This window comes from Streptococcus sp. 10F2 (genome assembly GCF_054331515.2).
The window spans coordinates 18,509-31,372 of sequence record NZ_JBTGGE020000020.1; the positions used below are offsets into that span (position 1 = coordinate 18,509).

The 12,864-nt window shown below is 42.4% G+C and carries 15 protein-coding genes and 1 pseudogene; 15 read left to right on the top strand and 1 reads right to left on the bottom strand.

The genetic code is table 11. The features are described 5' to 3' along the window. The first annotated feature begins 9 nt into the window (after nt 1–9). The 15 genes from xseA (at nt 10) to ACXM1Q_RS05105 (ending at nt 12,680) form a co-directional block, all read left to right on the top strand. Nucleotides 10–1,350 carry an exodeoxyribonuclease VII large subunit gene (gene xseA / locus ACXM1Q_RS05035; protein ID WP_458516743.1) on the top strand — a complete coding sequence of 447 codons (1,341 nt, stop codon included), beginning with the start codon at nt 10–12 and terminating at the stop codon, nt 1,348–1,350. Then, nucleotides 1,328–1,543: an exodeoxyribonuclease VII small subunit gene (locus ACXM1Q_RS05040; RefSeq protein ID WP_458516745.1), complete on the top strand. Its 216-nt coding sequence runs from the start codon at nt 1,328–1,330 to the stop codon at nt 1,541–1,543. Before xseA ends, ACXM1Q_RS05040 begins: the two co-directional genes overlap by 23 nt. After that, on the top strand, nt 1,540–2,406 hold the full coding sequence (locus ACXM1Q_RS05045; protein ID WP_458516747.1) for a polyprenyl synthetase family protein: 867 nt from the start codon (nt 1,540–1,542) through the stop codon (nt 2,404–2,406). The genes ACXM1Q_RS05040 and ACXM1Q_RS05045 overlap by 4 nt, the downstream gene beginning before the upstream one ends. Further along, nucleotides 2,396–3,202 (top strand): TlyA family RNA methyltransferase, encoded by an 807-nt coding sequence (locus tag ACXM1Q_RS05050; protein WP_458516749.1) that lies wholly within the window; start codon nt 2,396–2,398, stop codon nt 3,200–3,202. Before ACXM1Q_RS05045 ends, ACXM1Q_RS05050 begins: the two co-directional genes overlap by 11 nt. Next, nucleotides 3,189–3,605 carry an arginine repressor gene (locus ACXM1Q_RS05055; RefSeq protein ID WP_458516751.1) on the top strand — a complete coding sequence of 139 codons (417 nt, stop codon included), beginning with the start codon at nt 3,189–3,191 and terminating at the stop codon, nt 3,603–3,605. The genes ACXM1Q_RS05050 and ACXM1Q_RS05055 overlap by 14 nt, the downstream gene beginning before the upstream one ends. A gap of 4 nt (nt 3,606–3,609) precedes the next feature. Next, complete coding sequence (recN, locus tag ACXM1Q_RS05060) at nt 3,610–5,271, top strand: DNA repair protein RecN (protein WP_458516753.1); 1,662 nt, start codon at nt 3,610–3,612, stop codon at nt 5,269–5,271. Between the two features lie 58 nt (nt 5,272–5,329). Then, the gene (locus ACXM1Q_RS05065; protein WP_458516755.1) at nt 5,330–6,163 is read left to right on the top strand and encodes a DegV family protein; all 834 of its coding nucleotides are present in this window, start codon (nt 5,330–5,332) and stop codon (nt 6,161–6,163) included. A 113-nt stretch (nt 6,164–6,276) separates the two neighbouring features. Further along, nucleotides 6,277–6,552, top strand: a complete 276-nt coding sequence (locus ACXM1Q_RS05070) for an HU family DNA-binding protein (RefSeq protein WP_135037327.1) — start codon at nt 6,277–6,279, stop codon at nt 6,550–6,552. 335 nt (nt 6,553–6,887) lie between these two features. After that, a complete protein-coding gene (rpiA, locus tag ACXM1Q_RS05075) occupies nt 6,888–7,562 on the top strand; it encodes a ribose-5-phosphate isomerase RpiA (protein ID WP_458516758.1) in 675 nt (224 codons plus the stop codon). Nucleotides 7,563–7,572: 10 nt separating this feature from the next. After that, nucleotides 7,573–8,784 (top strand): phosphopentomutase, encoded by a 1,212-nt coding sequence (locus tag ACXM1Q_RS05080; RefSeq protein ID WP_458516760.1) that lies wholly within the window; start codon nt 7,573–7,575, stop codon nt 8,782–8,784. A gap of 13 nt (nt 8,785–8,797) precedes the next feature. Next, nucleotides 8,798–9,607 (top strand): purine-nucleoside phosphorylase, encoded by an 810-nt coding sequence (locus ACXM1Q_RS05085; RefSeq protein WP_135037336.1) that lies wholly within the window; start codon nt 8,798–8,800, stop codon nt 9,605–9,607. A gap of 49 nt (nt 9,608–9,656) precedes the next feature. Continuing rightward, nucleotides 9,657–10,367 (top strand): purine-nucleoside phosphorylase, encoded by a 711-nt coding sequence (deoD, locus tag ACXM1Q_RS05090; RefSeq protein ID WP_199364600.1) that lies wholly within the window; start codon nt 9,657–9,659, stop codon nt 10,365–10,367. 43 nt (nt 10,368–10,410) lie between these two features. After that, nucleotides 10,411–11,763 (top strand): 23S rRNA (uracil(1939)-C(5))-methyltransferase RlmD, encoded by a 1,353-nt coding sequence (rlmD, locus tag ACXM1Q_RS05095; protein WP_458516763.1) that lies wholly within the window; start codon nt 10,411–10,413, stop codon nt 11,761–11,763. 97 nt (nt 11,764–11,860) lie between these two features. After that, nucleotides 11,861–12,181 carry an IS630 transposase-related protein gene (locus ACXM1Q_RS05100; protein ID WP_458516765.1) on the top strand — a complete coding sequence of 107 codons (321 nt, stop codon included), beginning with the start codon at nt 11,861–11,863 and terminating at the stop codon, nt 12,179–12,181. Between the two features lie 67 nt (nt 12,182–12,248). Next, the gene (locus tag ACXM1Q_RS05105; RefSeq protein WP_458516767.1) at nt 12,249–12,680 is read left to right on the top strand and encodes a hypothetical protein; all 432 of its coding nucleotides are present in this window, start codon (nt 12,249–12,251) and stop codon (nt 12,678–12,680) included. Here ACXM1Q_RS05105 and ACXM1Q_RS05110 read toward each other — a convergent pair. Beyond that, a pseudogene (locus ACXM1Q_RS05110) lies at nt 12,673–12,864 on the bottom strand (IS630 family transposase); the annotation flags it as partial. The gene ACXM1Q_RS05105 and the pseudogene ACXM1Q_RS05110 overlap by 8 nt on opposite strands.

The window sequence follows — 12,864 nt, forward strand, 5'->3', positions numbered from 1 at the left end:
GATTAGATTATGACAGATTATCTTTCTGTGGGGACCCTGACCAAGTACCTAAAGCGTAAATTTGATAAGGATCCTTATCTGGAGCGTGTTTTTTTGACCGGGCAAGTTTCCAATTTTCGAGCTCGCCCTAACCATCAATATTTTTCCCTCAAGGATGATCAGGCAGTTATCCAAGCGACGATGTGGTCTGGAGTTTACCAAAAATTGCCATTTACCCTGGAGGAAGGGCAACAAATCAATGTTGTGGGGCGGGTACAATTATACGCTCCCAACGGTTCCTATTCGATTTTGATTGAGCGGGCAGAGCCAGCTGGCGTAGGCGAATTAGCTCTTCGGTTTGAGCAATTGAAAAAAGAATTAACAGCAGCTGGTTTCTTTAAAGCCGAGCATAAGCAAGCTCTACCTCATTTCAATCGGAAAATTGGAGTTGTTACTAGTCAGAGTGGGGCAGTCATCCAAGATATTATTACGACGGTGAATCGTCGTTTTCCAGGTTTAAGTATTCGACTCTATCCAGCCAAGGTTCAGGGGGAGGGAGCAGCTTCTGAAATTGCCGCACAAATTCAGCGGGCAAATCTCGATGAAGATTTAGATGTTTTAATTGTTGGTCGTGGCGGAGGCTCCATGGAGGATCTATGGGCTTTTAATGAGGAGATTGTGGTTCGGGCCATTTTTGAATCTCGTTTGCCTGTTATTTCTAGTGTTGGCCATGAGATAGATGTGACTTTAGCTGATTTTGTAGCAGATCAACGGGCAGCGACTCCGACGGCTGCTGCAGAGTTAGCAACGCCCTACACCAAGGCGGATTATTTTTTAGCCCTCGAACGTAGTCAATTAAGACTTAAACAATTGGTTGATCAACAATTGAAAGCCAAGCGAGATCGTTTGGAAGTTCTGGCTAAATCTATTATTTTTAGACAACCAGAGAGGCTTTATGATTCTTATGTACAAAAATTGGATCAACTGGATCTTCAACTCAAGCAAGTTGTGGAGAAAGAGCTTCAACGGAAGCAACATCAGAGTCAGCTTCTTTATCAGTCACTGATTCGTCAGAATCCAACCCCAAGACTTGAAAGAAACAGGGATCAACTGTCACGCTTGGAGAAAGATTTACAACGAGTGATAAGGGATTATTTAAGCCAAGCACAACAGCGCTATCAAGTAGCGAGTGATGCTCTATCCCAACTGGAATTAAGGCAAATTCTCCAACGAGGGTATGCCTTGGTCAAAAAAGACGATGCAATTGTATCGCATAGCAACCAGGTGCAAACTGGTGATTCCCTGACCATTGAACTTCAGGATGGTCATTTAGAAGTAGAGGTAAAACATGTCCAAAACACAGACATTTGAAGAAAAAATGCAGGAGTTGGAGCTCCTGGTCAAACGCCTGGAACAAGGAGAAGTTCCCCTTGAAGAAGCTTTAAAAGAATTTCAACAGGGGATGACATTGAGTCAGGAACTTCAAAAGACCTTGCAAGAGGCTGAAAAAACTATGGTGACCATTATGGGCGCTAATGGTCAAGAAACGGAAATGGAAGCATGAACAAACAGTTACAAGTTTTGGAAGAAGTTCTCCAAGATTTTTATAGGCCTACCAGTCCAGATCCTCAATTGGTAGAGGGGATTCTCTATTCTATTCAAGCCGGTGGCAAGCGAATTCGTCCCTTGCTTTTGTTAGATTTGTTGGAGGGCTTTGGTCTTACGGTCACACGAGAGCACCTGAAGGTTGCGGCTGCTCTGGAAATGATTCATACGGGGAGCCTTATTCACGACGATCTTCCAGCAATGGATGATGACGATTACCGTCGGGGGCACTTGACGAATCATAAAAAGTTCGGGGAAGCTCCAGCTATTTTAGCGGGAGATAGTTTGTTCCTGGATGCCTTTGCGATGTTAGCACAAGCAGAGTTGCCTGCTGTCCAACTGGTAGAACTGACCAAAGCTTTATCACTAGCCTCTGGTACCTTTGGAATGGTAGGCGGGCAAAGTTTAGATATGCGCTCAGAGGGTAAGACCCTAGCGATTGAAGAATTGCAAAGGATTCATCAAAATAAGACAGGACGTCTACTGTATTTTCCATTTTTGGCTGCCAGTGTGCTACTAAATTTAGATACGGAGAGCACAGTCATTTTGGAATCACTTGGAAAAAATCTAGGCTTGGCCTTTCAAGTGCGTGATGACATTTTAGATGTCACAGCCAGTTTCCAAGAACTGGGAAAAACACCAAATAAAGATGAGAAGACACAAAAAGCCACTTATCCAGCTATTTTTGGTCTGGAGGAATCTAAGAAAATTTTGGCCAGACTTCTTGATGACATCCGAAGCCAGCTGACAGCCTTGGAAGCGAAAGGGTTCCAAGGGTTTGTTTTGAAAGAAAGGATAGAAGGATTAGCCATTGGTAGCTAAAGAAAGAGTAGATGTGTTGGCCTTTCATCAAGGCCTATTTGAAACCAGAGAACAAGCTAAAAGGGGTGTTATGGCAGGTCTAGTTATACATGAATTGACTGGCCATCGCTATGATAAACCAGGGGAAAAGATTTCAGACGATACACCTTTAAAAGTGAAGGGAGAGACCCTACCTTATGTGAGTCGTGGTGGTTTGAAATTAGCCAAGGCTTTAGAAGTATTTGCCATTGATTTAGTAGGTCGGATGACCCTTGATATTGGAGCCTCTACAGGAGGTTTTACGGATGTTATGCTACAGGCGGATGCCCAACAAGTGTACGCGGTTGATGTGGGAACCAACCAATTGGCATGGAAATTACGACAGGATCCGCGTGTTATTAGCCGAGAGCAGTACAATTTCCGTTACGCCAATCCTGAAGATTTTCAACCCCAGCCAAGCTTTGCCTCTATTGATGTCAGTTTTATTTCCCTAAGTTTGATTTTGCCAAGTTTAGCAGCGATTTTAGAAGATCAGGGTCAAGTTGTAGCCCTAGTCAAGCCGCAGTTTGAGGCAGGTCGGGAAGCTATTGGGAAAAAAGGAATTGTTAAGGACGCTCGGGTTCATGAAGAGGTCTTGACCAAGACCGTGAATATGGCCCAAGGTTTGGGCTTTGGGAGTCATGGCCTAGACTTTTCACCTATTACTGGTGGACAGGGAAATATTGAATTTTTGCTCTACTTAAAACTGGATGGGGGACAAGCTCTTCCGCTTGAACAAATAAAGGAGACAGTGAGGAAGGCCCATGAGACATTCTAACGCTGATAAGGGGCAGAGACAGACTCTTATTCGAGAATTGATCCAAAGCCAGTCTATTCGTGGTCAGAAACAAATCACCGATTACTTGGAATCAAAAGGGATTGTTGCGACACAAGCAACTGTTTCACGGGATTTAAGAGAGATGGGAGTTGTTAAGGGAGAAGATGCTTCCTATCAATTTCAACCGACGGGAAAAAAATCTCCTATTTTAGAAGTTGCCCGACAGGAAGGGATGATTTCTCTTCGGGTTATTCCAGGTCAGGCTCTGTTGCTAAAAAAGGAAATCTGGAATCGATTTTCCCATGAACTCTTCTCGATTTTGTCAGATGATGATACTGTCTTACTTATTCTAAAAAAGGGAATCGACCCAAGTCGTCTCCAAAATTCCTTAGAAAAGTGGTAATCCTATGTTATTAGAAATCTCGATTAAAAATTTTGCCATCATTGAAGAAATTACCTTAAATTTTGATAAAGGGATGACGGTCTTAACAGGTGAGACGGGTGCTGGTAAATCGATTATTATTGATGCCATGAATATGATGTTAGGAAGCAGGGCTACAACGGAAGTGATCCGGCATGGCATGCCCAAAGCTGAGATTCAAGGTCTTTTTTCCTTGGAGAAACCAGAACTACTCCAAGAAATTTTGGAAGATCAAGGAATTGAAGTTGGAGATGACCTCATTATCCGCCGAGAAATTTTTCAGAATGGCCGTAGTGTCAGTCGGATTAATGGGCAAATGGTGAATCTTTCTATCTTGAGAGCGGTTGGTCAACACTTGGTAGATATTCATGGGCAGCATGACCAAGAAGAGCTCATGCGTGCGCAATGGCATGGCCGCCTATTAGATGAATTTGGAGATGAGGCTTTCCGGAAACTGAAGGCTGATTACGCCCATAGTTTTGAACGTTACCGGAGTTTGCGAAAGCAACTAGTCAAACAGCAGAATCAGGAAGCTGAGCATAGTGCTCGAATTGAAATGTTGGAGTTTCAATTAGCAGAAATCGAAGGGGCTGCCTTAAAATCTGGAGAAGATGAGAGTCTTCAACAGGAAAGAGAACAGCTGATGAATCACAAGTTGATTGCTGATACTCTGACTTCTGCTTTTCATCTTTTGGATGATGAAGAGCAATCTTCTTTATCTAAAATTCGTTCAGCCTTAGGAGATTTGGAGAGTCTAGAAGATTACCATCCTCTTTACAAGGAGATGGCAGAGCAGGTTGCTGAAGCCTATTATGCTTTGGAAGACGCGACGAGACGTTTGGAGGACCACCTATCCTCACTAGATTTTGATGCGAACCGACTTCTCCATATTGAAAGCCGATTAGATGTGATTTATTCGATTAGTCGGAAGTACGGGGGAAGTGTTCAAGAAGTTTTACAGTATTTTGAGAAAATTTCTCAAGAATACCAGCTGCTGACGGGAAATCAGATTTCTTCTGAGGATTTAACGAAAAAATTAAAAGAAGAAGAAAAGGTTTTGGTCAGCTTAGCCCAAGAACTTAGTCAAGCTCGACACCGATTAGCTCAGCAGCTAGAGGAAGAGATTCAAATAGAACTTCAAGATTTATACATGGATAAGGCGCGCTTTCAAGTTCATTTTAGTAAGGGAAAATTTAGCCGAGATGGGAATGAGCAGATTGAATTCTACATTTCAACGAACCCTGGCGAGGATTTCAAGCCCCTTGTTAAGGTGGCCAGTGGAGGCGAGCTATCACGACTGATGTTGGCTATTAAATCTGCCTTTTCTAGAAAAGAGGGCAAGACCAGTATTGTTTTCGATGAAGTCGACACAGGAGTCTCTGGTCGTGTTGCCCAAGCCATTGCCCAGAAGATTCATAAGATTGGTCAAAATGGACAAGTTCTTGCTATTTCGCACTTGCCACAAGTCATCGCCATAGCCGATTATCAATTTTTCATTGAAAAAATCTCAGATGAGGTGTCAACTGTATCCCGTGTTCGTTTGTTAGAGCAGGAGGAACGGGTTCAAGAGATTGCTCGAATGTTGGCGGGTGAAGAGTTAACAGAATCGGCCATTAATCAGGCTCGGGAACTCTTACAAAAACATTGAGGTTTGGGTGTGAAATCTGTTATAATAGGACAAAATGACTGTTAAGAAGTAGGTAAATATGACAAAAATTGCTGTAGTGACAGATTCATCTGTCACCATTGAAGATGAATTAGTCCAAAAATATGGAATTGAAGTGATTCCTCTGTCGGTTATGGTTGACGGAATTTTGTATTCAGATGCAGATTTAAAAGAAGGTGAATTCTTGAACCTCATGAAATCTAGCAAGAATTTGCCAAAGACTAGTCAGCCACCGGTTGGAGTTTTTGCGGATGTTTATGGAAAATTGGCCAAAGACTGTGACCAGATTGTCTCAATCCATATGTCACATGCTCTCTCTGGAACGGTAGAGGCTGCTAGGCAGGGAGCAAGTTTATCGGGGGCGAAGGTTCATGTTGTGGACTCATCCTTTACGGATCAAGCTCAGAAATTTCAGGTTGTAGCAGCTGCCCGAATGGCTCAAGAAGGTGCCACACTAGAGGAGATTCTGAAAGAAGTCGATCGTGTTCGAGAAAACACAGAACTGTATATTGGAGTTTCCACCTTGGAGAATCTTGTTAAGGGAGGCCGGATTGGACGTGTATCTGGATTAATTTCTTCTCTTCTCAATATTCGTGTTGTTATGGAAATGGTGAATCACGAGCTCCGTCCAATTGTGAAAGGACGAGGTGCAAAGACTTTCAAAAAATGGTTGGATGAATTGAAAGAGGGACTAGAAGGACGGGAGATTGCTGAAATTGCTATTTCCTATGCGGGTAAACCTGATTTTGCCCAAGAAATGAAAGCTCAATTACAGCCTTTCCTTGAAGCTCCCATTTCGGTCTTAGAGACAGGTTCCATTATTCAAACCCATACAGGTGAAGATGCTTGGGCTATCCTGATTCACTACCTTTAAACGAGGCTCAAATTTACGGAATAAAAGGCAGAGAGGGACTTTTTTTACTTGCTTTTCTAATTATTTTGAGTTATGATATGTACTGTTAGAAAATTAATGGAGGATTCTTACGAATGGCTAACAAACAAGATTTGATTGCTAAGGTTGCTGAAGCAACAGAATTGACTAAGAAAGATGCTGCAGTTGCGGTTGATGCAGTATTTGCAGCCGTAACAGATTACCTTTCAAAAGGTGAAAAAGTTCAATTGATTGGTTTTGGTAACTTTGAAGTTCGTGAGCGTGCTGCCCGTAAAGGTCGCAACCCACAAACTGGTAAAGAGATTACAATCGCAGCTTCAAAAGTTCCAGCATTCAAAGCTGGTAAAGCTCTTAAGGACGCTGTTAAATAATAATGCAAGGAAAGTCCACCGTAATAAGCATACGGTGGATTTTTTGATTGGAACTACTGTAGATTTTCTGAAAATTAATTAAAGTTTTCTTTTCTTTGTTGCGACATCCTTTTTTGTCCGCATGCTCGGGGGACAGAGAAGTCAGCACTTTACAGTGTATGGAAGAATGTTTGTAGGAGCACTATTAAATGTTGTTTTGTTAGGAAGGAAATGAGTAACGTTCCTGAAATAGATGGTTAGAGAAGGTGGAAGCGATTTCTAATTTCACCTACTAACCTTACCAAAGCAAGTAAAATTTTGGTATAATAGCACTAGTTTAAGTGTTAGGAGTTGCCATGGAAACATTAAAGGAGCAAGCAGGTATTCACGCGGCTAGCTATGTGCAAAGCGGTATGGTCGTTGGTTTGGGAACTGGGTCAACAGCCTATTATTTTGTCCAAGAATTGGGACGTCGTGTTCAAGAAGAGGGTCTGGAAATTGTGGGAGTGACGACTTCTCACCGGACTGCTGAACAGGCCAAAAGCTTGGGAATTCCACTCAAATCGATTGATGAGGTGGAGCAAGTTGATGTAACAGTTGATGGTGCAGATGAAGTGGATCCAGCTTTAAATGGAATCAAAGGAGGCGGAGGTGCTCTTTTGATGGAGAAGGTTGTGGCGCTTCCGACGAAGGAATATATCTGGGTAGTGGATGAATCTAAATTGGTTCAGCACCTAGGAGCCTTTCCTCTTCCGGTTGAGGTGGTGCGTTATGGTGCCCAACAAGTTTTCCGTCGTTTTGAGCAAGCAGGCTATAAACCACAATTTCGTATGGATGGCGATCAGTATTATCGAACGGATATGGAAAATTACATTATTGATTTGCAGTTGGGTCAGATTGCAGATCCTCTAGCCTTAGCTCAGGAATTGAATCAACTGGTTGGTGTTGTAGAGCATGGTCTCTTTAATCAGATGGTTGAGCGTGTGATTGTGGCGGGCCAAGATGGCATACAGGAATTAACAGCGAAATAGGAGTAGTAAGATGTCAAAATTTGAGCGTATTCACGTTGTGGTCATGGATTCAGTTGGAATCGGGGAAGCACCTGATGCAGCGAATTTCTTTAATGCAGGAGAACCAGATACTGGATCTGATACGTTAGGTCATATTTCGGAAACAGTTGGTTTACAGGTTCCCCATATGGAAGAAATGGGCTTGGGAAATATCCAACGTCCAGAACCTTTGAAGACAGTAGCTGCGACTGAGAAGCCAACAGGCTATGTGACGAAGTTAGAAGAGCAATCCCTAGGAAAAGATACGATGACCGGTCATTGGGAATTGATGGGGTTACACATTACAGAACCGTTTGATACTTTCTGGGATGGTTTCCCTGAGGATTTGCTCCAAAAAATTGAAGAATTTTCGGGTCGTAAGATTATTCGTGAAGCCAATAAGCCTTATTCAGGTACAGCTGTGATTGATGACTTCGGGCCACGTCAGATGGAAACGGGGGAGTTGATTGTCTATACATCTGCGGATCCTGTTTTACAGATTGCAGCGCATGAAGATATCATTCCATTGGAAGAACTCTACCGAATCTGTGAATATGCGCGCTCTATCACTCTTGAGCGCCCAACGCTCTTGGGACGGATTATTGCCCGTCCTTATGTGGGAGAACCAGGTCATTTTACTCGGACAGCCAATCGCCATGACTATGCTGTTTCTCCATTTTCTCCAACCGTATTGGACAACTTGAAAGAAGCTGGAGTTCCAACATATGCAGTTGGAAAAATCAATGATATTTTCAATGGTTCCGGAATTTCTAATGATGTTGGTCACAATCAATCCAATGAGCATGGGGTTGATCAGTTGGTTGAGACATTGAAGAATCCTGAATTTACAAAAGGACTATCCTTCACGAACTTGGTAGACTTTGATGCCCTCTTTGGACATCGCCGTGATCCAGAAGGTTATCGCGATTCCTTGCAAGAGTTTGATGCGCGTATTCCTGAAATTATTGCCAACATGGGAGACAAGGATCTTCTCATGATTACCGCAGACCATGGGAATGATCCGACCTTTATGGGAACTGACCATACCCGTGAATATGTTCCTCTCTTGCTCTTTAGTAAGAGCCTAGAAGGTAGCGGTCATATTGAAGTTGGTCATTTTGCGGACGTAGCCGCAACTATTGCAGATAACTTTGGCGTGAAGCCATCCATGATTGGATCTAGTTTTTTGGATCAATTAAAATAAGGAGAGTCACAGAATGACATTGATGGATAAGATTAAAGAGACAGCTGCTTTTCTACAGGACAAGGGAATCTCAGCCCCTGAATTTGGTTTGATTCTGGGTTCAGGTTTGGGTGAATTGGCAGAAGAAGTAGAGAATGCCATTGTTGTTGACTATGCAGAAATTCCAAACTGGGGTCAGTCCACAGTTGTCGGACACGCAGGTAAGCTAGTCTACGGGGACTTGGCAGGCCGTAAAGTTTTAGCCCTGCAAGGACGTTTCCACTTTTATGAAGGAAATCCAATGGAAGTGGTGACCTTCCCAGTTCGTGTGATGAAGGCTCTTGGTGCTACAGGTATCATTGTAACCAATGCTGCGGGTGGAATTGAATTCGGACCAGGTTCTTTAATGCTGATTTCAGATCACATTAATATGACAGGCCAAAATCCCTTGATTGGGGAGAACTTAGAAGAGTTCGGTCCACGCTTTCCAGATATGTCAGATGCTTACACTGCCGCTTACCGTGCTCAAGCTCGTAAGGTAGCAGCGGACTTGAATCTGGAACTTCAAGAAGGAGTCTATCTGGGAGTTACTGGTCCTACTTATGAAACACCGGCTGAAATTCGAGCTTATAAAACGATGGGGGCGAGTGCTGTCGGCATGTCGACTGTTCCAGAAGTGATTGTAGCTGCGCATTCTGGCATGAAGGTCTTGGGAATTTCAGCGATTACTAATTTCGCTGCAGGATTCCAGGCTGAACTCAATCATGAGGAAGTGGTAGAAGTGACCGAGCGGATCAAAGAAAATTTCAAATCTTTTGTAAAAGCGACTCTAGCGGAGTTGTAAGAGGGAAAAGAATTCGGGAGCGAGCTCGCTCTCTTTTTAAGGAGAACTTATGTCGATTCATATTGAAGCTAAAGCAGGCGAAATTGCTGATAAAATTTTGTTACCTGGAGATCCATTGCGAGCTAAATTTATTGCAGAGAACTTTTTAGAAGATGCAGTCCTCTTTAACCAAGTTCGCAATATGTTTGGGTATACTGGAACTTATAAAGGTCACCGTGTTAGTGTGATGGGGACAGGTATGGGAATGCCTTCCATTTCAATCTATGCGCGTGAATTAATCGTTGATTACGGAGTTAAAAAATTGATCCGTGTCGGTACCGCTGGTTCCTTATCTGGAGATGTGCATGTGCGTGAGTTAGTTTTAGCTCAAGCAGCCGCAACGAATTCCAATATTATTCGGAACGACTGGCCAATGTATGACTTCCCACAAATTGCTAGTTTCAACCTGTTGGATAAGGCTTACCATATCGCTAAGGATATGGGCTTGACCACACACGTTGGCAGCGTCCTATCTTCAGATGTCTTTTATTCCAAGTTTTTCAAGGAAAACCTTGAACTCGGAAAACTTGGGGTCAAAGCTGTTGAAATGGAAGCAGCAGCTCTTTATTACTTGGCTGCACAACACAATGTTGAGGCTTTGGGAATTATGACAATTTCAGATAGCCTTGTAAACCCTGAAGAAGATACGACCGCAGAAGAACGCCAAAACACCTTTACCGATATGATGAAGGTTGGCTTGGAAACTTTGATTGCTGAATAAGAAAGTGGAGCCCAAGGCTCCACTTTCTTAATAGGAGAAAAAATTGGAAAAAAATCAAATTGTAGAAGTAGAAATTGTAGATCTCAGCCATGAAGGACAGGGGATTGCCAAGATAGATGGTCGTGTCTTTTTTGTAGACAACGCCCTTCCAGGAGAAGTAATCCTTATGCGAGTTCTCAAGGTTAACAAAAAAATAGGTTATGGAAAAGTGGAAGAGTGGTTAAAACTTTCACCTCATCGCAACCAGGAAACTAACCTCACCTATCTTCGGACGGGGATTGCAGATTTGGCCCATTTGAATTATGACCAACAGTTATTGTTCAAGCAAACCCAAGTGAAGCAAAATCTAAAGAAAATAGCAGGCTTAGAGAGTGTAGCTGTTGCACCAACGCTTGCAGCAGATTCTCCACTGACCTACCGAAATAAGGCTGCCGTGCCGGTTCGCCGGGTCAAAGGACAACTGGAAAGCGGTTTTTTCAGAAAAAACTCTCATGACTTGATTCCCATTGAAGATTTTTACATTCAAGACAAAGAAATCGATGCACTGATTTTAGCGACCCGTAATCTTTTGAGACGCTTGGATTTAAAACCTTACGACGAGAAAGAGGGAACAGGCTTAATTCGCAATATCTTAGTGCGTCGTGCCCACTACACGGGTCAAATGATGTTGGTCTTGGTGACCACCCGACCTAAAGTCTTTCGGATTGAAGTCTTGGTTGACCAACTGACTAAGGAATTCCCAAATCTAGTGTCAATCCTTCAAAACATCAATGACCAACAGACCAATGCCATTCTTGGCAAAGAATTTCGCCTACTTTATGGCACAGAAACCATCGTGGATCAGATGTTGGGAAATGAGTTTGAAATCTCTGCCCAATCCTTCTACCAAGTCAACACTCCAATGGCTGAAAAACTCTACCAAGTTGCGATGGATATGGCTCAACTCAAGGCTGATGACATCGCTATCGATGCTTATTCCGGCATTGGAACCATTGGACTTTCTCTAGCTAAACAAGTGAAGCATGTGTATGGAGTAGAAGTCATCCCTAAAGCCGTTGAGGATAGCCAAAAGAACGTCCAACGCAATCACATCAACAACGTGACCTACGTCTGCGACCAAGCCGAAACAGCCATGCAAAACTGGGTAGACCAAGGAATCCAACCAACCGTCATCTTCGTCGACCCACCCCGCAAAGGCCTCACCCCAAGCTTTATCGAAAGCAGCGCCCAAGTCCAACCCGACCGCATCGTCTACATCTCCTGTAACTCCGCCACCATGGCGCGTGATATCAAACACTACGAAGAACTCGGCTACAAGCTGAAGGAAGTTCAGCCGGTTGATTTGTTTCCGATGACGCATCATGTGGAGGCAGTAGGATTGTTGGTGAGAGAGTAGAAATTTTTGAACAAAAGAGATAATGAAAAGCCTTGATTTCGGGGCTTTTTGTCGTATACTCTTTTAGATTATAAACTGTATATGATATACTGTTTTTATGGCATACGGAATTGATTTTAGAAAACGTGTCCTTGAATATGTTAAAGAGGGACATACACGTAAAGAAACAGCAGCTTTATTTAATATTAGCATCAATACTTTATACAGTTGGGAAAAGCAAGAGCGAGAACTCGGTCACTTAGAACGTAAAAAGCGTGTTGCTAAATCCAGAAAAATACCTTTAGATAAATTACAAAAATTTGTAGAAGAACATCCAGACGCCTTTTTAAGGGAAATTGCAGAACATTTTTCTTGCAGCATTCCTTCTGTTTGGGCTGCCTTAAAGCAAATAAACATCACTTTAAAAAAAGACAACTAGAGAATTTAAAATAGCTGAGTTCAAACGCTATTGTTTTGAGGAATTATGTGTATTTTTAGAGTTGGAAATGCCTCTACTAATATTGTTTTTGAAAAATGATAGTTCGGTTCAAGAAGTGTTTAAAAAGTTGCAGATTGGGGCTAAGAAGCTAGTAGATAAAATACATAATACAGCATGGGATGTTTTTCATATAAGATTATTAGAGCAAAGTATTTTATTTGATTGTATAGCAGATACAGAAGCTGTATATCTTCATTATTTTGCAACTGCGGATTCTGGATTAGCTGAGGTACTTCGAGCTATTCCGATTAAAATACCATTTTATTATAATAGGAAGCTTACACCTATACGCAGATATAGTAGTTTAGATTTTTTCACTCAGGATGAGTTAGATTCTTATAATGCTCAAACAAAAGTTAAATGGCGTTTGGAAGCAGTTCAGAGTATTGATTTCGGTTCAGTAAAGCAGAAACTGATTGATGAACTTATACTCATTTGATTTCAAAATCTGAATAAAGCCATTTTCTATGGACAATGCTTTTAAGAGTAGTCTTCCCTAAGCCTTGAATCACTTCTTGAAGCTTATCGATGACTGATTCCAATGTTTGAAAAGCTTTATTTTTAAATCCACGCTTGCGGATCTCACCCCAAACCTGTTCAATGGGATTCATCTCTGGGGTATA